Genomic DNA, 24283 nt, shown 5'->3' on the forward strand with positions numbered 1-24283 from the left:
TTGTTCAGGGTGTCCGGGTCTTGTCATCACGCACAGTGCCTGCGGACAGGTGTTGTGCGTTGTGGTCCATCACTGTAAAGGGCGTCGGGGTAACGTGCAAACTACAATCTTGCTGATTGGTGGCATTTGGCGCCGCCTTAAGGCAGAAAATCCGGCCAGAAGCGTTCCTGATGGCCGGGGGCTGCGCTAAAATCGGCATTTTGGTGATGTGCCGCTCATCGCTGCCTGCAACTGGATGCAAATCAAGCCCATGTCTGTCTCTGTCATTACCATCGATGGCCCTTCTGCCTCCGGCAAGGGAACCGTCGCCGCCATCGTTGCCCAGCGCCTGGGCTTTCATTATCTCGATTCTGGTTCGCTCTACCGCTTGCTGGCCTTGCATGCTCGCAGGCTGGGCGTGGCTTGGGACAACGAGCCTGTGCTGGCCGATCTGGCCAGCCGTTTGCCCGCCGCATTTGAACAGGGGGCGGTGTTGCTTGATGACAACGACGTCAGTGCCGACATCCGTGCCGAAGATATTGGTAACGGGGCATCGAAAGTGGCTGCTCTGCCGGCGGTACGGGCTGCGTTGTTGCAGCGCCAGCGTGATTTTGCCGTGGCTCCGGGCCTGGTGACCGATGGCCGGGACATGGGCTCGGTGGTGTTTCCGCAAGCTGCGGTAAAGATTTTTCTGACCGCCAGTGCCGAAGAGCGTGCATCTCGCCGCTATAAGCAGTTGATCGGCAAGGGAGAATCTGCTAACCTCCCGCAGATTAAGCAGGACATTATTGATCGGGATGCGCGTGATGCCGCCCGATTGGTAGCGCCGCTGCGCCAAGAGCCGGACGCCTTTCTGCTCGACACTACGGAGCTCACCATCGACCAGGCGGTCGAAACGGTCCTCCGCTGCTTCGGGCAGTACCAGGCCTCCGGCGTATGATTTTTTAAAGGGGTAATTCTTGCTGCACTGCAAGAGGCGCCCTGTGTTCAACCCTAACCCCGCACGCCGCAAGGTGTGCACCGAGAGTAAGCTTGATGACTACCCTCTCCATGGAAAACTTTGCCCAGCTGTTCGAAGAAAGCCTGACCCTTCACGACATGCGCGTGGGCGAGGTGATCACTGCTGAAGTCGTTGCAGTTGATTCCAACTTCGTAACTGTAAATGCCGGCCTGAAGTCCGAATCCCTGATTCCGGCCGAAGAATTCAAGAACGACGAAGGCGTTGTTGAAGTTGCCATCGGCGACTTCGTGACTGTTGCCATCGACGCACTGGAAAACGGCTTTGGCGAAACCAAGCTGTCCCGTGAAAAAGCCAAGCGTCTGGCTGCATGGGTTGATCTGGAAGAAGCGCTGGAAACCGGCAAGATCCTGTCCGGCCTGATCAGCGGCAAGGTCAAGGGTGGCCTGACTGTTATGGTCAACGGCATCCGCGCCTTCCTGCCGGGTTCCCTGGTTGACGTACGTCCGGTGAAAGACACCACCCCGTACGAAAACAAGAACATCGAATTCAAGGTTATCAAACTGGATCGCAAGCGTAACAACGTCGTTGTTTCGCGTCGTTCCGTTCTGGAAGAAACCCTGGGCGAAGAGCGTAAGGCTCTGCTGGAAACCCTGAAAGAGGGCGCCGTTATCAAGGGTATCGTCAAGAACATCACCGACTACGGTGCGTTTGTTGACCTGGGCGGTATCGACGGCCTGCTGCACATCACCGACCTGGCATGGCGTCGTGTGAAGCACCCGTCCGAAGTTCTGGCTGTTGGCGACGAAGTAGAAGCCAAGGTCCTGAAGTTCGATCAAGAGAAGAACCGTGTATCCCTGGGTCTGAAGCAACTGGGCGAAGATCCGTGGGTTGGTCTGTCTCGTCGCTACCCGGCCAGCACCCGTCTGTTCGGCAAGGTAACCAACCTGACCGACTACGGCGCCTTTGTTGAAATCGAACAAGGCATTGAAGGTCTGGTACACGTGTCCGAAATGGACTGGACCAACAAGAACGTACACCCGTCCAAGGTAGTTCAGGTTGGTGACGAAGTTGAAGTCATGATCCTGGAAATCGACGAAGACCGTCGTCGTATCTCCCTGGGCATGAAGCAGTGCCTGGCCAACCCGTGGAACGAGTTTGCCGACAACTTCCACAAGGGCGACAAGCTGAAGGGCGCGATCAAGTCCATCACCGATTTCGGTGTGTTCGTTGGTCTGCCGGGCGGCATCGATGGCTTGGTTCACCTGTCCGACCTGTCCTGGAACGAAACCGGCGAAGATGCCGTGCGCAAGTTCAAGAAGGGTGACGAGGTTGAAGCCGTTGTTCTGTCCATCGACGTGGAAAAAGAACGCATCTCCCTGGGCATCAAGCAACTGGAAGGTGATCCGTTCAACAACTACGTTGCCATGAACGACAAGGGTGCGCTGGTTAAGGGTACCGTGAAGGCTGTTGATGCCAAGGGTGCCGTTATCTCCCTGGACATGGACGTTGAAGGTTACCTGCGTGCTTCCGAGCTGTCCCGTGACCGCGTGGAAGATGCCCGTACCCTGCTGAAAGATGGCGAAGAAGTGGAAGCCGTGATCATTGCCGTGGATCGCAAGTCCCGCAATATCAGCCTGTCCATCAAGGCCAAGGATGCTCAGGAAGACAGCACCGCCATGAAGAATCTGTCGGTTGACAGCGCTTCTGCCGGTACGACCAACCTGGGTGCCCTGTTGAAGGCCAAGCTGTCCGGCTCCAACGAGTAATTGCATCATGACCAAGTCTGAGCTGATCGCGCGGCTGGCAGAACGTCTTGCCGAGCGCAATTCTCAGTTGGTCTACAAAGATGCTGAGCTGGCCGTCAAAACCATTCTGGATGCGATGGCCAGCAACCTGGCACAGGGTAGCCGCATTGAAATTCGCGGCTTTGGTAGCTTCGACCTGAACTACCGTCCGCCCCGCGTGGGCCGGAATCCGAAATCAGGTAGCAGTGTCTCGGTTCCTGAGAAATATGTGCCGCATTTCAAGGCCGGCAAAGAGTTGCGCGAACGGGTGGATCTGTCCCTGCTGGAACAGACCCAAGCCTGATTGGCGTGACTGCTGGTCTCGCAAGCCCAATCGAAGCGCCGCTTTTGCGGCGCTTTTTCTTTGTTTGACCATCCTCTTGCTTGGGTTGCAGCAGACTATCGTTTAAACTTGCACTCCGGTTACCCTCTCCGAGTAAAAAGCATGCGCTACATCGTGCGTATCATCGAATTGGCCCTGCTGGTTTTCCTGATTGCCGTTACCGTGCAAAACAGCCACATGGTCGAATTCAAGCTGTTCTTCGGCCAATCCTGGTCGGCACCGCTGATTGTTTTCCTGCTGGTGTTCTTTATTGCCGGTGCTGCCGTCGGTTTGTTGGCCACCTTCTCCTATTACCTGCGCATGCGCAAAGAGCTGTCCCAGCTCAAGAAAGAATTGCGCAGCCGTCCGCCCAGCAGCAAGGTTGCCGTCGATCCCAGCGATGCGCTGGCCGACTGACTTAGCCTGCTCCTGATACCGCCTGCGTTGCGGTACGGATTCTTACTCTCCTTGAAGGAAGTTTTCTTTGGAACTGGATTTGTGGTGGCTGCTGCTGTTTCCGGCTTTTTTTGGTCTGGGCTGGCTGGCTGCGCGAGTGGACATGCGCACGGTGCTGAAACAGGCCAAGTCGGTACCGACCGGGTTTTTTCGTGGCCTGGATGCCTTGGTGGACGACAAGACCGATATCGCGGCCCAGGCGCTGGCCGAGGTTTCGCGTCAGCAGAGCTCTGCACCCGAGCTGCAACTAACGCTGGGTAAGCTGTATCGCAAGCGCGGTGAAAACGATCGTGCCATCCGCCTGCATCAGCGCATGCTCGAATCGTCCGACCTGCCCGCCGAGCAGCGTGACATCGTGCGCAACGAACTGGCGCAGGATTTTCGCAAGGCCGGTCTGGTAGACCGGGCCGAGGAAATCTTGCTGAAACTGTTGAACGGCAATATGACGCTGGCTGCCCGGCGGCAGTTGCTGGATATCTACCAGCAGGATAGGGATTGGCAAAAGGCCATTGAAACGGCCAGGGAATTGCGCAGCGATGCCCATTCCTTCCAGCATGAAGTGGCGCAGTTCTACTGCGAGCTGGCACAGGGTGAACTGTACCGGTCGAATTACCCGGCGGCTCGTACGCTGGTGGCCGAGGCGATGCAGGTCAATCGCAAATGTGTGCGCGCCAGCCTGATTCTGGGCGATATCGAGTTTGCCGAAGGCAAAATCGAAGCTGCGATTGCGGCATGGCAAAACATTGAGAAACAGAATTACGAATACTTGTCGATGGCAGCAGAACGCCTGTTTGATGCCTACGAAAAGCTGGATAAGCCGCAGGAAGGCATCGCCTTGCTGCAGGGTTACCAGAAAACCTTCCCCCAGCTGGAACTGACCGATTTGCTGTACCAGAAGCTATCGGCCTATGAAGGCGAGGAGCGCGCATTGGATGTGGCCCGCCAGGCCGTTCATGCCCGCCCCAGCCTGATGGGGGTTTACCGGCTGATCGAAGCGCAGATGGACGAGCTGTCGCCGGAAGGACGCATGGATGCCGAAGTGGCCCGTGCGCTGATTCAAAAGCATGCAGCGCGCCTGACTGTGCACCGCTGCAAGTGTTGCAATTTCCGCTCGCGGGCCTTCTTCTGGCATTGCCCTGCCTGCGGCGAGTGGGAAAGCTTTACGCCCAACCGCTCGGAAACCCATTGATTGTATTCAGGAGAAGACATGAATCCGCTAATTGCCGCCGGTCAGTATCAAGAACCGGCATCTCCTGTCGTCGTGGCGCTGGATTTTGCCGATGCGCCGTCGGCTCTCGAATTTGCCGCCCGTCTTGACCCGCAACAATGCCGGCTCAAAGTGGGCAAAGAGCTGTTTACCGCCTCGGGTCGTAGCCTGGTGGAAAGCCTTGCCGCCCGTGGTTTTCAGGTATTTCTTGATTTGAAATTCCACGACATTCCCAATACCGTGGCTCAGGCTTGCAAAGTGGCTGCCGATGCCGGGGTGTGGATGGTGAATGTGCATGCTTCCGGTGGTCGCCGCATGATGGACGCCGCCCGCGAAGGACTGGCGCAATACAGCCAGCGACCATTGCTGATTGCCGTTACCGTGCTGACCAGCATGGAAGCGGCTGATCTGGTCGACATCGGCATTACTGCTTCGCCACAGGAGCATGTACTGCGTCTGGCTACCCTGACGCGTGATTGCGGGCTGGATGGCGTGGTGTGCTCCGCACAAGAGGCTCCGATGCTCAAGTCCGCGCTGGGGCAGGCGTTCAAGCTGATCACGCCGGGTATCCGCCTGGCCGACAGTGCCGCCGACGACCAGCGCCGGGTGATGACGCCGGTGGCTGCGCTGCAAGCGGGGGCGGATTACCTGGTGATCGGCCGTCCGATCACCCGTGCCGATGCGCCGCTGGATGTGTTGCACAAGATCAATGGCGATATCGCCAATTACCGGGCTTCCCTGTCATGAAAATTACGGTTGTTGGCTCCGGCTATGTCGGCCTGGTAACCGGCACCTGCCTGGCTGAAGTAGGTAATCATGTCCTGTGTCTGGATGTTGATCCGGCCAAGATCGCTACCCTGCAGCAGGGTGGCATCCCTATTTATGAACCGGGTCTGGACGACATGGTGCGGCGCAATGTTGCTGCTGGCCGCCTGTCCTTCACGACCGATATTGCCGCCGCTGTCGAGTTTGGCGAAATCCAGTTTATTGCCGTGGGTACGCCGCCGGATGAAGATGGCTCGGCTGACTTGCAATACGTGCTGGCCGCAGCCCGCAATATCGGTCTTTACATGACCGAGCCCAAGGTGGTGGTGGACAAATCCACCGTGCCGGTGGGGACTGCCGACAAGGTAAAGGCACAGATTGCTGCCACCCTGGCCGAGCGCGGTGCCGATATCGCCTACAGCGTGGTGTCCAATCCCGAATTCCTCAAGGAAGGTGCGGCGATCGAGGACTTCATGAAGCCGGACCGCATCGTGGTGGGGGCGGAAGATGAGCGTGCCATTGAGCTGATGCGTCGCCTCTATGCCCCGTTTCAGCGTAACCACGACCGCATCCTGTTTATGGACGTGCGTTCGGCAGAGCTGACCAAGTACGCTGCCAATGCCATGCTGGCCACCCGTATTTCCTTCATGAACGAACTGGCCAATCTGGCGGAAGATCTAGGGGCAGATATCGAGCTGGTACGCCGTGGCATCGGTTCTGACCCGCGTATCGGCTACCACTTTCTCTATCCTGGTGCCGGATACGGTGGCTCCTGCTTCCCCAAGGATGTGAAGGCGCTGGTGGCCAGTGGGCGTGAGCAGGGCCACGCCATGCGGGTGCTGACTGCCGTGGAAGAAGCCAACGAGGCACAGAAGCGTCGTCTGGTAGACAAGCTGGTCAAGCGCTTTGGAGAAAACCTTGCAGGCCGTCATTTTGCCATTTGGGGCTTGGCCTTCAAGCCGAATACCGATGATATGCGCGAAGCATCCAGCCGCGTGATTGTGGCCGAGCTGACCCGCCGTGGTGCCACCGTGGCGGCCTACGACCCGGTGGCGGCTGAAGAGGCAAAGCGCGTGCTGGGGGACAATCCCGGCCTGTGCTTTGTCGACGACATGATGGCTGCGCTGCAAGGAGCGGATGCCCTGCTGATTGTGACCGAGTGGAAGATGTTCCGCGCACCGGACTTCGATGCCATCAAGGCCAGCCTCAAACAGCCGGTGATTCTGGATGGCCGCAATATGTATGATCCCGCCTGGCTGCGTGAGCTGGGCTTTGACTATCAGGCGATAGGACGCTGAAGAGTATGAATCTGTTGCAACAGCTGGGATTGGACAGCAGCAGGCTGGCGACCGATCTGGCCGCAGCCAGGGTATTGGTAGTGGGTGACGTGATGCTGGACCGCTACTGGTTTGGCGATGTGTCGCGCATTTCGCCGGAAGCCCCGGTGCCGGTGGCGCGGATTGGCCGGATGGAAGAGCGTGCCGGCGGTGCTGCCAATGTGGCGCGCAATATCGCCAGCCTGGGTGGCAAAGCGTCCATCCTGTCGGTAGTGGGGGATGACGAGGCGGCAACGGCGCTGGAACGCCTGATGCGGGAGGATGGCATCCGTACTCTGTTCAAGCGTGATGCCGCCATCTCTACCACCATCAAGTTACGGGTGGTCGCACGGCAGCAACAATTGATTCGGCTGGATTTTGAAGATGCACCCAGCTATGAAATCCTGGCGGACAAGCTGGAACAATACCAGGAAGTGCTGGCCGAGCATGATGTAGTCATCCTGTCGGACTACGGCAAGGGTGGCCTCACCCATGTGGCACGCATGATCGAGCTGGCCCGTGCGGCTGGCAAGCCGGTATTGATCGACCCCAAGGGCGATGATTACGCCAAATATGCTGGTGCCACCCTGCTGACGCCCAATCGCAGCGAGTTCAAGGAAGTAGCTGGCAGCTGGCAGAACGAAGAACAGCTGATTACCAAGGCGCAGGCCTTGCGCAGCCAATTGCAGCTGGATGCATTGCTGGTGACACGCAGCGAAGAGGGCATGACCCTGTTCCGCGCAGACGGTGCCTTGCATCAGCCTACCTTTGCCCGTGAAGTGTTTGATGTGTCTGGCGCGGGGGACACGGTCATCGGTACGCTGGGCCTGGCTATAGCTGCCGGCTTACCGCTGCCGGTGGCCATGAGCCTGGCCAATGCAGCTGCCGGCATTGTGGTGGGCAAGCTGGGTACCGCCGTTTGCACACAGCAGGAACTGTTTGCCAGCTAGTCTGGCCGGACCGCTTTATGCCACCGGGGCTAAGGCTGCATGCCCGCGCCGGTGGAACACAAAAGGATCAATCATGACCATCGTGGTTACCGGCGCAGCCGGCTTTATCGGTTCCAATATCGTCAAGGCGCTGAATGCGCGTGGCATTACCGACATCATCGCAGTTGATAACCTGACCTCCGGCGACAAGTTCCGCAATCTGGTGGACTGTGAAATTGCCCATTATCTGGACAAGCATGATTTTCTGAATCTGCTGCTGGAAGGTGAATACGCGGGCGAGATCAGTGCCATTCTGCATCAGGGTGCCTGCTCGGACACCATGAACCATGACGGCAAGTACATGATGGATAACAACTATCAGTACACGCTAGCCTTGTTCGATTATTGTCAGCATGAGGAAATCCAGTTTCTGTTTGCCTCCAGCGCGGCCACCTATGGCAAGGGCACCATCTTCAAGGAAGAACGCCAGTACGAAGGCCCGCTCAACGTCTACGGCTATTCCAAATTCCTGTTTGACCAAGTGCTGCGCCAGCGCATGAAAGAAGGCCTGTCCGCCCAGGCCGTGGGTTTCCGCTATTTCAATGTCTACGGCCCGCAAGAACAGCACAAGGGCCGCATGGCTTCGGTGGCCTTCCACAATTTCAACCAGTACCGTGAACACGGCAAGGTCAAGTTGTTCGGCAGCAACGATGGCTGGGGCAATGGCATGCAAAGCCGCGACTTTGTCTCGGTGGAAGATGTGGTCAAGGTCAACCTGTACTTCCTGGATAATCCGGGCAAGAGCGGTATCTACAACCTGGGTTCCGGTCGTGCCCAGCCCTTCAATGACGTAGCGGTTTCCACCGTCAATGCCTGCCGTCGTCACGAAGGCAAGCCGGCACTGAGCTTGGACGAGCTGGTGGCCCAGGGCATCATCGAGTACATCGACTTCCCCGAGGCACTCAAGGGCAAGTACCAAAGCTTTACCCAGGCCGATATCGGCAAGCTGCGTGATGCTGGTTACACCGCACCGATGCTGACGGTAGAGCAGGGTGTGGATCGCTATGTGGACTGGCTGATCAGCCGCTAAGGCTTGTTCGCCCCATTAAAACCGCCATGCCCTGCGCTGGCGGTTTTTTCATGACTTGAGTTGGCATGCCGGGATTGGTTATTTGATTAGAAATAACGGTTCGACTGCCCGATAGCACCAGGTCGTATAATGGCGCTCTCGCAAGGAGACACACCGTGTACAAGTATCTGGAAGATTTCGTCGGCCATACCCCCCTGGTAAGGCTCAAGCGCATGCCGGGCGACAGCAGCAATATCGTGCTGCTCAAGTTGGAAGGCAACAATCCTGCCGGGTCGGTCAAGGATAGGCCAGCCCTGTCGATGATCCGCCGGGCCGAAGCGCGTGGCGATATCAAGCCGGGCGATACCCTGATCGAACCGACCAGTGGCAATACCGGTATCGCGCTGGCCATGGCGGCGGCGATGATGGGCTACAAGATGATTCTGCTGATGCCGGAAGGCTCCAGTGCCGAACGGGTGCAAACCATGCGCGCCTATGGTGCCGAGGTGATTCTGACACCGAAAGAGGGTTCCATGCCCGGAGCCATCGACGAAGCGTACCGCATGCAGCAAGCCGGACTGGGGGTCATCCTTGACCAGTTTGCCAATCCGGACAATCCGCTGGCGCATTATGAAAGCACCGGCCCGGAGATCTGGGCCGATACCCAGGGGCGTATCACCCATTTTGTTTCCAGCATGGGCACTACCGGCACCATCATGGGTAACAGCCGTTTCCTCAAGGAAAAGAACCCAGCTATCCAGATCATCGGCGTGCAGCCGGAAACCGGCAGCCAGATTCCCGGTATCCGCAAATGGGAAGACGCCTATCTGCCCAAGATCTGTGATTTCAGCCGTATCGATCAGCTGATTCATGTGTCGCAGCAAGAAGCAGAAGACACCGCCCGCCAGTTGGCGCGGGAAGAGGGGATTCTTGCAGGGCCATCCTCCGGTGGTGCACTGGCCGTGGCGTTGCGGCTGAACCAGCAACTGGAAAACGCCGTCATCGTGTCCATCGTTTGCGACCGTGGCGACCGCTATCTGTCGACCGGGCTGTTTCCCCTGTAAGCCTTAGTAGGCAGATCAAGAAAGCCGTTTCCGCCTGGAAGCGGTTTTTTTATGGCAGCTGCCTGCAGCTGGCTTAACGATGGACATCGTGGCTGACAAAGGGCTGTTCGGCACTGGGCATGTCCAGCCAGCCGGGGCGGCGCAGGCTGTTGCGAATGTCTTGATAGCCGCTATGCCAGTGCTGGCGCATGGTGGGCAGGCCAAACTGGTAGTCCTTGTAATGGTCATCGTAAACCTTGTCCTGATAAATCAGGTGCACCACGTTCAGACGCTGGCAGTTGGCGGCGTGCCGGGCGGCCAGAAAGGCTGGCGAGCCATGTTCATGCTCGGGTACCAGCGCCATCAGCTCGGACAGTAGTTCGCGGTACTGCAGTTCCTGACGCAGCACATCGGTCACCATACGGGTGCGGCTGGAATACTGGATATCCTTTTGCCGCATGGCCACTTCCTTCATATTGCCGGGTAAATTGCCGCGCGCACTCCACAGGTCTACCTGAAAGGCGAGGGTATTGTGGCGATTTTCCTTGCTGATCAGCTGGCTTAGCGGGGTATTCGATACCACTCCGCCATCCCAGTAAAACTCGCCGTCGATTTCCACTGCGGGAAAGCCGGGCGGCAGCGCACCCGAGGCGATGAAATGCTCGGGACGCAGCTTTTGCCGGGTATTGTCGAAATAGACGAAGTTGCCGCTGCGTATATTGACCGCTCCGACGGATACCCGCATCTGGCTGCTGTCGTTGATACGGTCGAAATCGGCCAGCTGTTCCAGCGTCTGCTTGAGCGGGCTGGTATCGTAAAAACTGATTTCTGCCGGGCTGCTGGCGTGTTGCAAGGCCCAGGGCAGACGGGGCCGGTAAAAACCGTTTTGTCCCTCCAGCATCGAACGCCAGGCTTCCCAGCCAGCCAGCAGGTGCTGCATGCTGGCTGGCCAGTGCTCGGTATCCAACATGGCCAATGGTGTGGCGGGCAGGATGGGCGGCTGGCAGATGGTTTCCCAGAAGCGGCGCAACTGGTCGACACGTTTATTGGGCGGATTGCCGGCAATGATGGCGGCGTTCAGCGCGCCAATGGAAATGCCGGCTACCCAGTTGGGGTGCAGTTCGGCTTCGGCCAGTCCCTGATAGACGCCGGGCTGGTAGGAACCCAACGCACCGCCACCTTGCAGCAACAGGGCGACGACATGGTATTGATGGCCGGCCGGCAGGCTGGCGCTGTGATAAAGGCGGTGTTGCGGATCGTAGCCAACGCTCATGCAATACTCCGTGTGCACATACCGTGCGGCTGGTTGCTGGTTTGCCAAAGAAGGAGAGCCGCTTGTTGCCAATGACCTGGCGGCCCCGTGTATGACCCGGTGCGGCGGCAGCTAACACAAAAGCGAAGTGTTACTGGGGCCAGGTGCGCCGACCCAGGCTGTACGAGAGGCAGCCTGGAGGCGCAACGCCGCAGTTGGGGGACGGCTCTTATTGCATATACCAGCCGTGGCTGACCACCACCGATTGGCCGGTGAGTGCCGCACTGGGGAAGGCCGCCAGGAACAGTGCGGTCTGGGCAATATCGTCCACCGTGGTGAAGACGCCATCCACGGTATCGCCCAGCATCACATGCTTGATGACTTCTTCTTCGCTGACGCCCAGCGTGGCAGCTTGTTCGGGAATCTGTTTCTCCACCAGCGGCGTGCGCACAAAGCCAGGGCAGATGACATGAGAGCGGACATTGAATTCAGCCCCTTCCTTGGCCAGTACCTTGCTTAAACCCAGCAGCGCGTGTTTGGCGGCAACATAGGCAGATTTCAGCTTCGAGCCTTCATGCGAGTGCACCGAACCCATGTAAATGACGGTACCGCCGCGCTTGTCCTTGTACATATGAGGCAGGGCGGCGCGGGTGGTGAGGAAGGCGCCGTCCACATGGATGGCCTGCATTTTTTTCCAGTCGGCAAAGCTGAAATCCACCAGCGGGCTGATGATCTGGATCCCGGCATTGGAAACCAGGATATCCAGTTGGCCAAAAGCATCCACCACCGCCTGGGTACCGGCAATGACGGCCTCCTCGTTGGTGACATCCATGGCTACACCCATGGCTTTACCGCCGGCGGCTTCAATTTCCTTTGCTGTCGCCTGGGCTGCTGCCAGATTGATATCGGCAATGGCAACTGCAGCGCCTTCTCGGGCATAGGTTTCGGCAATGGCGCGGCCGATACCACTGGCAGCACCGGTAATCAGGGCAACTTTTCCTTGCAGTTTCATGAGGCTTCTCCCGTCTCAGACCAGATAATCAAATTCGACTTTGCCCAGACCCAGTGTCAGGTCGGCAACATAGTGTTTGGCACCCAGTACCTCCAGCACCGGCAGTTCTGCCACCGGCGCCAGTGCATGGGCAAACAGCGACAGCGCAGCCGGGCCGCTCCAGGCACCGTGCACGGTGACATCCAGCATGGGAAAGCTGACCAGCTCGCAGATGCGCGCTGTGCCATCAACATGCGGGATGATTTTCAACAAGTAGTTAGGTGTGGTGCGCAGGCTTTCGGCAATAGCTTGCCGATCCAGTTCCCGGTGTTTGTAACCCATGCTGCCGGTGGCGATGCGTATCGGGCCGTAGTTCAGTTCGCCCACCAGGGTATCGGTATGGACTTGCAGGCGTGGGCTGGCCATCTTCTTGGGAAAGCCCCACAGCTCGCGGCCACCGGCGGTGGGCGGGTGGTCGTTCAGGTACATGGCATGGGTGTAGTTGCCCGGTTTGCCCTGATAGGAAACCGGAATGACCTGGCCGCTTTCGGTGTAGTCGCCAAAACCGGTGGAGTCCGGCATGCGGATGAATTCGAAATTAACCACCGGCTCGGTCATCTGCAGTGGCTCTGGAATGATGGCGCGTAGTTTTTCCGGATCGGTACGGTAGCTGATGATGAAGAATTCCCGCTGGTAAAAGCGGTAGGGTCCCGGTGGAAAAGCCGGACTGCTAAAGGGCATGGCAAAGGCATCCCGGCGAATCTGTTCAATATTCATGGCCGTACCTGTAAGGAAGTCGTACGTTGCTGGGGTGCATGCCGCCATGGCCGGCTGGCGACAGCCCGTTAAGAATGTCTGGCGAGATTGCTAACAGCCAGATTGGGATGTCCGGTCTAATTGTCAGGGATGAATGATGGCAACTGCCGGTCCGCTACCGTTCTTCACTTAACCGGCAGCGCGTCGATTCGGGTTATCATGCGCTATTAATCGCCGGACGGGCAGGGCCCACGGTATGGCTTCTTTGCGCCGGTGCTCACCTGCGCCACAACACCAACAACAGAACAGCACACATCATGTCTCAGCATACCTTTTCCCCGGATGGCAACGTCCTGACCAGCCCTAAGGCCTGGTATCAGGCCGCCAGTGAAAAGCCCGGTTTCATTCATGACGCAGCACAGGCGGCTGCCATCGAAGAACTTGATGCACTGTGGTATCAGTTGCTGGAGTTCAAGGATAAGCGCAACCGTTTTCTGGGGCGCAGCCTGCGCAGCCCGGATGTGCCGCGCGGCCTGTATTTCTGGGGCGGGGTGGGGCGCGGCAAGAGTTTTCTGATGGATGCCTTCTATGCCTGCGTGCCTTACCGTCGCAAGCGGCGCATTCACTTTCACAATTTTATGGCTGAGGTGCACCGTGAGCTGCGTCTGCTGGCTGGTAGCAAGGACCCCTTGCTGGCCTATGCCGACAAGATTGCCCGCGAAACCCGGCTGCTGTGTTTTGACGAATTTCATGTCAGCGACATTGCGGATGCCATGATGCTGGGCCGCCTGCTCAGTGCCTTGTTTGAGCGTGGCGTCGTGCTGGTGGCCACTTCCAATTATCCGCCGGATAATCTTTATCCCAATGGCTTGCAGCGACAGAACTTCCTGCCGACGATTGACTTGATCAAGCGCGAGCTGAATGTGCTGAATGTGGATGGCGGCAATGATTACCGCCTGCGCGAGCTGACCCGCGAGCCCTTGTTTATGGTGCCGGACGACGCAGCTGCCGAGGCGCGCATGGAAGGCATGTTTACCCGCCTGAGCAGCGAGGCCTTGATTGCCAAGCAGGAAATCGAAGTGCTGGGTCGGCAGATTCCGGTGAAGAAGCTGGCGCCGGGCATCATCTGGTTTGATTTTTTCGCCATTTGCGATGGTCCGCGTGCCCAGACCGACTATCTGGAAATCGCCACCGAATTCCATACCGTGTTCATCAGCGGCATTCCCAAGCTGATGGCCAAGGATGCTTCCATTGCCCGCCGCTTTACCTGGCTGGTGGATGTGTTTTACGACAATCGGGTGAAGCTGATTGCCTCTGCGGCGGTAGCTATCGACGATATTTATACCGACGGCGTGCAGGCCAGCGAGTTTTTCCGTACTGCCAGCCGGCTGACCGAGATGCAATCCAAGAGTTATCTGGAACTGCCGCACCAGAGCGCTGGCCAGACGCACGACCAGCCGCCGCCGGGCGTGGTGATCTGAAGCACCGTGCTTTACCGTTCATGGCCAGACATTGTCTGGCCATTTGGCGATCAGGCTGGCGGAATATCGTCGATGAGGCTGATCAGATCGGTCACACCAACATCCTCACCCAGCTGGGAGAGCAGGGTAGTGGCCTGGCCACGGTGGTGGGTCTGGTGGTTGAAGAAGTGCAGCAGCAGGGCGTAGAAATTTTTGCATTGCGCCACGCCACGGGTGTTGTGATAGGCCAGGGTGTGTTCCAGATCGGCTTCTTGCAGCGTGTCGCATAGTGCGATGATGACATCGTCCAGCAGCTGGCGGCGCGTGCTGAGTGCGGCCAGATTGTCAAACAGCAAGCCGTCTAGTGCGCTGGGTACTGCCATGTCTTGCAGCGCTTGCAAGGCAGCAAAGCCTGCCGGGTGCTGGCGATAGCGCTGTAGCCACAGGGTATCGGCCACCACGATATGGTTAAGCGTGCCTAGCAGGGAGCCGAAAAACGCACCCATATTGCGTGTGATGGCCTCGGGAGGCAGGCGGGCGGCAGCCTGGTAAAGCTTGTCGTTCATCCACTGGTTGTAGCGGGCTTGCAGGGCAAGCTGGCTGAGTCGGTTCATGGTCTGCTCCTGAAAACACCACGATAACGCAGCCTTTGCTGGAATGACAGGTAAAACAAAAGCGGCCCATGGGCCGCTTTTTCTACAGCATCAGGAAGGCGATCAGGCGCGCTTCTTGAATTCGCCAGTGCGGCTGTCGATTTCGATTTTTTCGCCGGTAACAACGAAGGCCGGAACCTGTACTTCGAAGGTGGTGCCAACCAGCTTGGCCGGCTTCAGAACCTTGCCCGAGGTGTCGCCACGTACGGCCGGCTCGGTGTATTCCACTTCGCGAACCACGGTGGTCGGCAGTTCAACGGAGATGGCCTTGCCATCGTAGAAGGTAACCTGGCAAATGTCTTCCATGCCGTCAACGATGTAGTTGATGGTGTCGCCCAGGTTGTCGGCTTCTACTTCGTACTGGTTGAATTCGCTGTCCATGAACACATACATCGGGTCAGCAAAGTAGGAATAGGTGCAATCCTTGCGGTCCAGAACCACGACATCGAACTTGTCGTCAGCGCGGTAAACGGCTTCGGAGCCGGCGCCAGTCAGCAGGTTCTTCATCTTCATCTTTACGACGGAAGCGTTACGGCCGGATTTGCTGAATTCAGCTTTTTGCACGACCATCGGGTCGTTGCCTACCATGAATACGTTGCCAGCGCGGAGTTCTTGTGCGGTTTTCATTACGTGTAAAGTCCCAAACTCTTGATTGAACTCGGAAAACGGTTTCCGAAAAACGGGCTATTTTAGCCGGTTTTGTATGAATTGCACCAGCCGCATCCCCAAGTCTCCCGCGTGCAGCAGTTTGTCCGGCCAGCTGCGGCTGTGCTGGTGCCACTGCGGCAGATGCTTTTCCAATGCCTGCCAGGCAGGCAGCATGCCCTGGCCATGGTTCCAGGCATGGCTGGCTGCCTGTAGCGCACTGGCGGTTTCTGCGTCAATACCTCGACAGTAGTGTGACAAAAAGGCATCAAGCTTCACCTTATGCGCGGCATCTTCCTGAGGGTAGATATGCCAGATGAAGGGTCTGCCTGCCCATTGCGCACGCACGAAACTGTCTTCGCCGCGTACAAAGTTGATATCGCAAGACCACAAGGTCAGGTCATAGCTGTCCTGATCCGTCATCGGCAACACGTGCACGGTCAGTGCACCACGGCTGAGGTGCTGGCCTGCGCGCAGCGGCTGGCCAAGTACCGCTTCTACATCGGCCAGAATCTTGCCCTCCGGCACCATGCAGTGCACCGGCATCGGGTTTTCTGTCCAGTAGGCCAGCAATTCGCGTGCGGCCGGGTTTTCATAGGCAAACAGGCTGACGCGCCATTCCTCTGGCTGCTTCTCCGGGATATCGAACATTTGCCAGAAGGCACGCTGCGCCAGGCTGTCCTGTTGCCACTGCTGTCGGGTTTCGATCAGACCGTCCTCACACAGCAGGCCGCCGGTGTGGTCGGTAAAGCCGGGAAAGAAAAAGTATTTAGTCAGCGGCAGACGCGGGTGAGGGGATGCCATGCCGTGGCAGCCTTCCACCCAGTCTTCTGCCGACAGGTATTCCAGATTGATCCAGACCGGCTTGATGTCAGCCCGGGCCATGGCTTGTTCCACCGCGTCGGGAAGGCGGCAGCCAAACGCCTCTATCACCACCTGCGCCGGCTGGTAGTCGACAAAAGCGTCATCCTCACGCCACTGGCAAATGCGGATGCCTTCCAGCTCCTGGCTGGCCGTGCCTGGCTCTAGCAGCGGGGCAATGCGGCTGAAGCTGTTCAGGTCGTCCACCCACAGCCGTACCGCGTAGCCGAAGTCATGCGTCAGTCGACGTGCCAGTCGCCAGGCAACGCCGATATCACCGTAGTTGTCGATGACGGTGCAGAAAATATCCCAGTTCGGAGGTGTGGAATGTGGCATGGCATGCTGGCTTAAGGATGGCTGGCGCAGCATAGCACGGCAGGATGACCGTGTGAGGAAGATGCCAGGCGGGCTGCAGGACAAGCTTGCTAACAACATGTAACTAACACTGTTGGATAAAGTCGTTAAAATGAAAAAATGCTGTCAAAAGAAGATTGTCATGAGCGCAACTGATCAGAGTACCGGGAAACCACCTTCTTCACGTCGACCTGCACGCTGGCGGCGCTGGCTGGCGGGCATTGCCGCCATGCTGCTGTTGCTGTGGGGGTTTCTGGCTGCTATTGCGCCGGGTATCGTCCAGCGTCAGGCGGCCAAATGGGCGACAGGTATCGGCCGCACACTGAGCCTGGGTGAAGTGTCGATCAATCCCTGGCGCATGGCCGTGGAAATACGTCAGCTCAAGCTGGCCGAGGGCAAGGGCAGCCCCTTGTTTGCGGCAGACCGGGTGTATGTGAATCTGGACCCCTCGGCCTTGCTGCTGGGGCGTTGGCAGCTGTCGGAGTTCAGCGTCGATGCGCCACAGGTATGGGTGCAGCGCGATGCGCAAGGGCAGTGGAACTGGGCGCGCTTCATCCGTGATGCCAGCGGTCCGGCCCAAGCCAAGAAAGAGGACAGCGGCCCGACCAAGTTCCTGTTGCAGGCCATGAATATCCGTAATGGCCAGGTCCTGTTCCAGGATAGGCTGGCCGGTGACGACAATTTCCGGGTGTCGCCGCTGAATCTGGCGCTGACTGATGTTTCCACCTTGCCGGAGGCCGGTGGCTATCGACTGCATGCTGCGCTGGGTGATGGCACCCAACTGGACTGGAAGGGCAGCCTGCAATTGCAGCCCTTGCAATCCAGCGGTGAGGCCACCATTCGCGGTTTTACCCTGGCCAGCGTGTGGGACTACGTCAAGCCCTACTTCAATATTGCCAAGCCGCAAGGCACGCTGTCGGTGCAGGCCAGTTACCAGTTTGACCTGAAAGGCAAGTCGCCGCAGTTGCAAATCAGCCCTTTCAGTGCCGAACTCAAAGGCCTGCAGATGCAGGCCCCCGGTACCCAGCACCGCTTTGCCTTGCCTCTGCTCACGCTCAGGGGTGGGCATTTTGACCTGCAAGGTAAGCAGCTGAGCATGCAGCAGATTGCGCTGGAGGGAGGCAGTCTGGAAGCCATGCGGGCGCAGAACGGCAGTATCGACTGGCTGGCTGCGCTACCCGCAGCAAGCGACACCACCCCGCCCAAGCCTGATCAGGCTGGTCAGAAAGCATCGGCACCGTCGCCCTGGCAGGTGAAGGTGGAAGACATCAAGCTGGCCAACTGGCAGTACCGCTTTACGGATGCCGGGTTTGCCACTCCACTGCAACTGGGGGCATCGTTGCCGCTGCTGCATGCCCGCTTCGCACTGGACCCCAAGCATGGTTTCAGCGTGGACAAGCTGGCTGGTGAGCTGGCCGATATCAAGCTGGGCAATGCTGCCCAGCCAGAGAAAATCACCCTGGCCAAGCTGAGTGTGCAGCCCTCGCGCATCGTGCAGCAGGGGCAATTGCTTGAACCCGGTGCCGTGGAACTGCAAGGCCTGCGGGTGGCGGTGGAGCGCAACAAGCAGGGGCAGCTGAATCTGGCGCAGTTGTTTGCCAGCGGCAAGCCGGCGGCCACACCTGCCAAACCTGCCGTGCAACAGGGCAAGCCGGGCTGGCAGCTGCATTACCCCACGCTGACGCTGAGCGATGGCGAAATCAGCTGGAATGACTACACCCTGTCGCGCCCGGTAACGGCCAGCCTGCGGGCACTCAATGCCCGGGTGGAAAGTGTCGATCCGCAACAATTGGCCGTTACGCTGGATGGCAAGCTGGAGAACGGCCAGTTGCAGGCAGCATTGCAACTGGATCCGGCAACGGCTGCTGTCAAGGGGCGGATCAATGCCTCGGCCTTGCCGCTGGCTCCATTTGCACCTTACGGCCTGTCCACGACGCCGCTGCGACTGCGTGGTGGCCTGTTGAGTACGGCGCTGGATGTGGAATCAGCCAGCAAGGGCTGGAAAGTGGCCGGTATTGCCGGCATCAGCAGCCTGGCCATCATGGAGCCGGGTCAGAAACTGCCGCTATTGGGTTGGAACAATCTCAAGGTCAACGGCATCAAGGCGCAAGGCAGCCCAGCGGTGCCGTTGAGCGTGGCGGTGCAGGACATTCAGCTGGAAGCCTTGTCGGCGCGGCTGATTCTGGATGCCCAGCGCCAGCTCAACTGGCAGCGTATTTTTGCGTCCAAGCCTGCGGCTAATCCGCCGTCGGCCACGTCAGTCGCGCCAGCGAAGGCCAGCACGATACCGCCGGTGGAAATCCGCAGCATCCATCTGAATCGTAGCAAGGTACAGTTTGCCGACCAGAGCATGAACCCGAACTTTGCCACCCAGATGCACCATCTGCGCGGCTCGATTCAGGGCCTGTCCACCCGTCCGGGGCGTACTGGCACCATCACGCTGGATGGCGATGTCGACCAGTACGGTGATGTGCGGGTACGCGGCGCGCTGGCACCGATGGCGGTGACTGACAATACCGATGTCACGCTGTCCTTCCGCAATATTCCGCTGAACAATCTCAACCCCTATGCCACCACCTTTGCCGGCTGGCGCATCAATGACGGCCGTCTGACGGTAGACCTGCACTATCTGCTGGATCACCGCCAGATGAAGGGGCAAAACCGGGTGGTAATCAACACCATCCAGCTGGGCGACGAGGTGCCAGACTACAAGGGTACCCACCTGCCACTGCGTTTGGCCGTGGCCTTGCTGGAAGACAGTGATGGCAAGATCGATCTTGACCTGCCTGTATCCGGCAGCCTGGACGACCCGCAATTCAGCTATGGCCAGATTGTGTGGAAGGCGCTGGTGAATGTAGTAACCAAGGTGGTCACCGCCCCGTTCCGTGCGCTGGGCGCGTTGCTGGGCGGCGAAGGCTTTGACAGCGTGTACTTCATTCCAGGCGAGGCCAGCGTGGCTCCTCCGGAACGCGAGAAGCTGGAAAAGGTGGCCGGTGTGATGGCCAAGCGGCCCAAGATGCAGCTGCAGATGGCTGGCAGCTACGATCCGGCGGTGGACAGCAAGGAGCTGGCGCGGGCACGTGTCGATAGCGCAATTCTGCAGGCGGCTGGGCGCAGTCTGCTGCCTGGTGAGCCGCTGCCGGTGCCGGATCTGGCCGACCCGGCCATGCTGGATGCCATCAAGACCGTCTATGTGCATGATTTGGGCCGGCTCAAACTGATGTCCCGCACCCTTAACCCTGGTGGTCCATCGGGTGCTGCGCTGGCCAAACAGCTGCGCAGCGAACTGATTGCAGCCCAGAAAGTGGACGATGCCGCCTTACTCCTGCTGGCGCGGCAACGGGCAGAAAATGCCCGCAAGGTGATGATGCGAATTGACAACACGCTGGCCGATCGCCTGACTTTGGGTGAACCGGCCAAAACCCGCGCGGAACGGGACGGCGTGGCACTGGGAATCAAGCTATCCAGCAAATAGTTCCTGAAATGGCTTGATGTCCATCAATAAACGGCGTAACTACATATAGTGTAATACGCCGTTTTCTTTTGCCAGATGTTGTGGCTTTCCCCGCTTGCCTGATACACCCTCCTGGGCGCGTGTCAAGGTGTGCATTGCCTGGCGAACAGGCGTAAAGTGCATGGATTGCCGAAATGGCAAGGCTGCAGAAGTAGGGAAAATTCTCAAAAATTTCAGGAAATCGAGAGGCCGGAATGAAGCGTGAAAACAGTGCCGTCATGCTGGAGCAGGATATCTCGCGCGAGGTATTGCTGGAAAAGTATGCCAAAGGTGATGAACAGAGCGTCGGTGAAGTCAGACAGCGTGTTGCGCGCGCACTGGCGGCGCTGGAGCAGGACCCGGCCCGTTTCGAGCCGCTGTTCTTCCAGGCACTGGACAATGGCTTCATTCCCGGTGGTCGCATCAACTCCGCAGCCGGTACCGAGCTGCGCGCCACCTTGATCAACTGCTTTGTCCAGCCAGTGGGCGATTCGGTATCCGAACCTTCCCGTGGCAAAGTGGGTATTTACGAAGCCCTGTTGCAGGCGGCCGAAACCATGCGCCGTGGTGGTGGTGTCGGTTACAACTTCTCGCGTATCCGCCCCAAGGGCGCGCGGGTGAAGGGCACCAACAGTCGCGCTTCCGGGCCGGTATCATATATGCGTGTGTTCGACCGCAGCTGCGAAACCGTGGAGTCAGCCGGTGCCCGCCGTGGTGCACAGATGGGGGTGCTGGATGTCAGCCACCCGGACGTGGAAGACTTTATCCACGCCAAGGACAAGGGCGATCTGCGCAACTTCAATATTTCGGTTGGCGTGTCGGATGACTTCATGCGCGCAGTAGAGGCCGGTGCCGACTGGGAACTGACCCACAGTGTGGAGCCCGCCACCGATGCCTTCCCCGGTCACTACCAGCGTGGCGATGGCTTGTGGGTATATCGCACCATTCCGGCACGCGATCTGTGGCAACAGATCATGGCTTCCACCTATGACCACGCCGAGCCGGGCGTGCTGTTCATGTCCAAGATCAATCAGGACAACAACCTGTCCTATTGCGAGGTAATCGAATCCACCAACCCCTGCGGCGAACAACCGCTGCCGGATTACGGTTGCTGCGATCTGGGTTCGGTCAACCTCACCAAATATGTGCGCCAACCGTTTGGGGCCAAGCCCAGCTTTGATTTCAAGGCCTTCGAGAGCGTGGTACGCATGTCCATCCGCATGCTGGACAATGTGCTGGACCTGACGGTATGGCCGCTGAAGGAGCAAGAACGCGAAGCGCAGTCCAAGCGTCGTGTCGGCCTGGGCTTTACCGGCCTGGGTGATGCACTGATCATGCTGAAGATTCGCTACGACAGCGAAGAAGGCCGCCGTTTTGCCGCCCGTATTTCTGAAGCCATGCGCGATGCTGCCTACGACGCCTCCGTTGATCTGGCTATCGAAAAGGGTGCTTTCCCGCTGTTTGATGCCGACAAGTATCTGGCCGAGCCGCACTGCGCCAGCCGCCTGCCGGACAGCATCAAGGCCCGTATCCGCAAACACGGCATCCGCAATTCGCACCTGCTGTCCATTGCCCCCACCGGCACCATTTCGCTGGCCTTTGCCGATAACGCCAGTAACGGCATCGAACCGCCGTTCTCCTGGTTCTACACTCGCAAAAAGCGCATGGCCGATGGCACGACCCAGGAATACCTGGTGGAAGACCACGCCTATCGTGTGTACCGCATGCAAGGTGGCGATACCCAGGCATTGCCGGACTACTTTGTTTCGGCACTGGAAATGAGCGCGCTGGATCACATGCGCATGGTGGCCGCTGTGGCACCGTATATCGACACCGCCATCTCCAAAACGGTGAACGTACCGGCTGATTACCCGTTTGCCGATTTTGAAAGCCTGTACCTGGAAGCCTGGCGCAATGGCCTGAAAGGCATTACCACCTACCGTCCCAACAGCGTGCTCGGTTCGGTATTGTCCATCGAGCCGGCCAAGGAAACCGCCAAGGAAGCCCCGCAAGACCTGTCCGCCAGCCAGGATGGTGATCCGGATCGCCGCATCACCCTGAATACCGCGCCCAGCCCGGCCTTGGCCAGCCTGAAATGGCCGAACCGCCCCAAGCTGAAAGAAGGCAACCCGTCCTGGACCTATATGGTGGAAGGCCCTGCTGGCGACTTTGCCGTGGTGGTGGGCCATGTGGAAAACGGCCGCATCACCCCGTTTGAGTGCTGGGTGAATGCCACCGAAGAACAGCGCGGCCTGGGTGCCATTGCCAAAACCTTGTCCATGGACATGCGCTGCCGTGACCACGCCTGGCTGTCGGCCAAGCTGGAGGCGCTGTCGCACACCAATGGTGACAAGCGCTATGTGTTTGAGCTGGGCGAGCGCACCGTGTATGCCACCTCGGCAGCCGCTGCGCTGGGTCAGGTGGTGCGTCACCGCGTGGAACAGCTGGGCGCGCTGACCGCCGAGCAGCACGAACCCACCCCGGTGATGGATGCACTGTTTGCCCGCAAGGAACCCAAATCCGGCACCGACGGCACCATGAGCTGGTCGGTGGATGTGGCCAATCCGCAGACCGGTGACGATTTTGTACTCTTCCTGAAAGAGCTGGTGCTACCTCATGGCCAGCGCCGTCCGTACTCAGTGTGGCTGGCTGGCAACTACCCGCGCGAGCTGGACGGCCTGTGCAAGATGCTGTCGCTGGACATGCGGGTGATCGACCCGGCCTGGATCGGCATGAAACTGCGCAAGCTGCTGAGCTATGCCGAACCACAAGGCGACTTCTTTGCCCGCATTCCGGGCCAGGAAAAATCGCAAAGCTGGCCATCCACCGTGGCCTATATGGCGCAGCTGATGATTCACCGCTACGCCATGCTGGGCGTATTGACCCAGGACGGCGTGCCGCTGGAGGAAATGGGGGTGATGGTGCCGGAGCAGAGCGATCTGTTCAGCCCGGAAACCGCCGCCCAATCCGCACTCAAGCCCCTGTCCGGCAAACCCTGCCCGGAGTGTGGCAACCACGCACTGATCAAGAAGGACGGCTGCGAATTCTGCACCGCCTGCGGTCATGTGGGGGCGTGTGGCTGAACGGTATTAGCCAGCTGCACAACGCCGGTCCATGTGGCCGGCGTTTTTCATGGTGCTTGCAACTGATGGGCTCTGGCTGGAAAACCGAAGCTGAAATTCAGACCAGCTTGTTGGTGCGGGCAAAGTCGGTCAGGTCCACCACATTTGAAATACCCAGTTTCTCGAAAATGTTCACCTTGTAGGTGCTGACGGTTTTGTTGCTGATGAACAGCCGGTCGGCAATGTCCTTGTTGGACAGCCCCTGCGCCAGATGCTGCAGTACGGCCAGCTCACGGTCAGACAGTTTCTCAATACGGCTGTCCACCTGGCTTTCTACATTGAGCTTGGCTCCGGATACCACATCGCGCGGGAAGAAGCTGTAGCCGGCCATGATGGCATCCGATGCCGACAGGATGGCATTCAAATCCTTGCTCTTGCTGACAAAACCATCCGCTCCAGCCTGCATGGAGCGCGAGGCATACACCATTTCGTCCTGGGCTGAGAGAACCAGCAGCTTGATGCCAGGATGCTGCCCCTTGATGCGCTTGATCAACTCCAGGCCACTGATGCGCGGGATATTGAGATCGATGATGATCAGGTCGACCTTGTGTTCCCTGACCAGCTCGATGACGGACTGGCCATTGTCGGTTTCGCCGATGATTGCGTATCGTCCCGACTTTTCCAGTACAGAGCGGACCGCCAGACAGATGGCTGGGTGGTCATCGACAATGATGGCGCTTTTCATGGTGAATCTCCGGAATATTATGGATTTTAGAAGTAATATTTTTCTAGCATTCGACCGAAGGAGAGTAAATGTGTTTCTTTAAAAAAGTCATAAGAAAAATCTAGTATTCAATCAGAATTTTCCTATCAGTATTCAGTATCTAGGTAAGGATAATGTAACGCTTATAAAAAACCAAGTTTT

20 protein-coding genes are annotated in these 24283 nt (G+C 58.4%); 13 read left to right on the forward strand and 7 right to left on the reverse strand.

The annotated features are described in order from the left end of the window. Positions 1 to 250 precede the first annotated feature (250 nt). From cmk to cysM, 10 genes are all read left to right on the forward strand, one after another. On the forward strand, positions 251 to 919 hold the full coding sequence (cmk, locus tag ACODR9_RS16300; RefSeq protein WP_488810456.1) for a (d)CMP kinase: 669 nt from the start codon (positions 251 to 253) through the stop codon (positions 917 to 919). Between the two features lie 95 nt (positions 920 to 1014). Next, complete coding sequence (gene rpsA, locus ACODR9_RS16305) at positions 1015 to 2706, forward strand: 30S ribosomal protein S1 (RefSeq protein WP_488810457.1); 1692 nt, start codon at positions 1015 to 1017, stop codon at positions 2704 to 2706. 7 nt (positions 2707 to 2713) lie between these two features. After that, positions 2714 to 3028, forward strand: a complete 315-nt coding sequence (locus ACODR9_RS16310; protein ID WP_045846200.1) for an integration host factor subunit beta — start codon at positions 2714 to 2716, stop codon at positions 3026 to 3028. Positions 3029 to 3169: 141 nt separating this feature from the next. Beyond that, positions 3170 to 3463, forward strand: a complete 294-nt coding sequence (locus ACODR9_RS16315; protein ID WP_089084685.1) for a LapA family protein — start codon at positions 3170 to 3172, stop codon at positions 3461 to 3463. A 67-nt stretch (positions 3464 to 3530) separates the two neighbouring features. Next, a complete protein-coding gene (gene lapB, locus ACODR9_RS16320) occupies positions 3531 to 4691 on the forward strand; it encodes a lipopolysaccharide assembly protein LapB (protein WP_488810458.1) in 1161 nt (386 codons plus the stop codon). Positions 4692 to 4709: 18 nt separating this feature from the next. After that, the gene (gene pyrF, locus ACODR9_RS16325; protein ID WP_488810459.1) at positions 4710 to 5456 is read left to right on the forward strand and encodes an orotidine-5'-phosphate decarboxylase; all 747 of its coding nucleotides are present in this window, start codon (positions 4710 to 4712) and stop codon (positions 5454 to 5456) included. Continuing rightward, on the forward strand, positions 5453 to 6772 hold the full coding sequence (locus ACODR9_RS16330) for a UDP-glucose dehydrogenase family protein (protein ID WP_488810460.1): 1320 nt from the start codon (positions 5453 to 5455) through the stop codon (positions 6770 to 6772). The genes pyrF and ACODR9_RS16330 overlap by 4 nt, the downstream gene beginning before the upstream one ends. A 5-nt stretch (positions 6773 to 6777) precedes the next feature. Further along, the gene (gene rfaE1 / locus ACODR9_RS16335; RefSeq protein WP_488810461.1) at positions 6778 to 7740 is read left to right on the forward strand and encodes a D-glycero-beta-D-manno-heptose-7-phosphate kinase; all 963 of its coding nucleotides are present in this window, start codon (positions 6778 to 6780) and stop codon (positions 7738 to 7740) included. Positions 7741 to 7813: 73 nt separating this feature from the next. Next, positions 7814 to 8809, forward strand: coding sequence for an ADP-glyceromanno-heptose 6-epimerase (gene rfaD, locus ACODR9_RS16340; RefSeq protein ID WP_488810462.1), 996 nt, complete (start codon positions 7814 to 7816; stop codon positions 8807 to 8809). 155 nt (positions 8810 to 8964) lie between these two features. Beyond that, positions 8965 to 9852, forward strand: a complete 888-nt coding sequence (gene cysM / locus ACODR9_RS16345) for a cysteine synthase CysM (RefSeq protein WP_488810463.1) — start codon at positions 8965 to 8967, stop codon at positions 9850 to 9852. A gap of 73 nt (positions 9853 to 9925) precedes the next feature. Here cysM and ACODR9_RS16350 read toward each other — a convergent pair whose 3' ends face one another. The 3 genes from ACODR9_RS16350 to ACODR9_RS16360 form a co-directional block, all read right to left on the reverse strand. Further along, complete coding sequence (locus ACODR9_RS16350; protein WP_488810464.1) at positions 9926 to 11104, reverse strand: DUF3734 domain-containing protein; 1179 nt, start codon at positions 11102 to 11104, stop codon at positions 9926 to 9928. A 208-nt stretch (positions 11105 to 11312) separates the two neighbouring features. Continuing rightward, positions 11313 to 12095, reverse strand: a complete 783-nt coding sequence (locus ACODR9_RS16355) for a 3-hydroxybutyrate dehydrogenase (protein WP_488810465.1) — start codon at positions 12093 to 12095, stop codon at positions 11313 to 11315. A 15-nt stretch (positions 12096 to 12110) separates the two neighbouring features. Further along, a complete protein-coding gene (locus ACODR9_RS16360; RefSeq protein WP_488810466.1) occupies positions 12111 to 12851 on the reverse strand; it encodes an acetoacetate decarboxylase in 741 nt (246 codons plus the stop codon). 296 nt (positions 12852 to 13147) lie between these two features. On the opposite strand from ACODR9_RS16360, the gene zapE reads away from it, so the two are divergent. Beyond that, entirely contained in the window at positions 13148 to 14311 is a 1164-nt protein-coding gene (zapE, locus tag ACODR9_RS16365; protein ID WP_488810467.1) for a cell division protein ZapE, read from the forward strand. A gap of 50 nt (positions 14312 to 14361) precedes the next feature. Here zapE and ACODR9_RS16370 read toward each other — a convergent pair whose 3' ends face one another. The 3 genes from ACODR9_RS16370 to earP form a co-directional block, all read right to left on the reverse strand. Next, positions 14362 to 14904: a DinB family protein gene (locus ACODR9_RS16370; RefSeq protein ID WP_488810468.1), complete on the reverse strand. Its 543-nt coding sequence runs from the start codon at positions 14902 to 14904 to the stop codon at positions 14362 to 14364. Positions 14905 to 15006: 102 nt separating this feature from the next. Beyond that, positions 15007 to 15570 carry an elongation factor P gene (gene efp / locus ACODR9_RS16375; protein WP_488810469.1) on the reverse strand — a complete coding sequence of 188 codons (564 nt, stop codon included), beginning with the start codon at positions 15568 to 15570 and terminating at the stop codon, positions 15007 to 15009. Positions 15571 to 15627: 57 nt separating this feature from the next. After that, entirely contained in the window at positions 15628 to 16785 is a 1158-nt protein-coding gene (gene earP / locus ACODR9_RS16380; RefSeq protein WP_488810470.1) for an elongation factor P maturation arginine rhamnosyltransferase EarP, read from the reverse strand. Between the two features lie 160 nt (positions 16786 to 16945). Between earP and ACODR9_RS16385 the strand changes: the two genes are divergently transcribed. Together ACODR9_RS16385 and ACODR9_RS16390 are read left to right on the forward strand one after the other, a co-directional pair. Next, positions 16946 to 20278, forward strand: coding sequence for a DUF748 domain-containing protein (locus ACODR9_RS16385; protein WP_488810471.1), 3333 nt, complete (start codon positions 16946 to 16948; stop codon positions 20276 to 20278). A gap of 233 nt (positions 20279 to 20511) precedes the next feature. Further along, on the forward strand, positions 20512 to 23379 hold the full coding sequence (locus ACODR9_RS16390) for an adenosylcobalamin-dependent ribonucleoside-diphosphate reductase (protein WP_488810472.1): 2868 nt from the start codon (positions 20512 to 20514) through the stop codon (positions 23377 to 23379). 97 nt (positions 23380 to 23476) lie between these two features. Here ACODR9_RS16390 and ACODR9_RS16395 read toward each other — a convergent pair whose 3' ends face one another. Then, positions 23477 to 24103: a response regulator gene (locus ACODR9_RS16395; protein WP_488810473.1), complete on the reverse strand. Its 627-nt coding sequence runs from the start codon at positions 24101 to 24103 to the stop codon at positions 23477 to 23479. Positions 24104 to 24283 lie beyond the last annotated feature (180 nt).

Source organism: Aquitalea sp. FG25 (assembly GCF_057809375.1).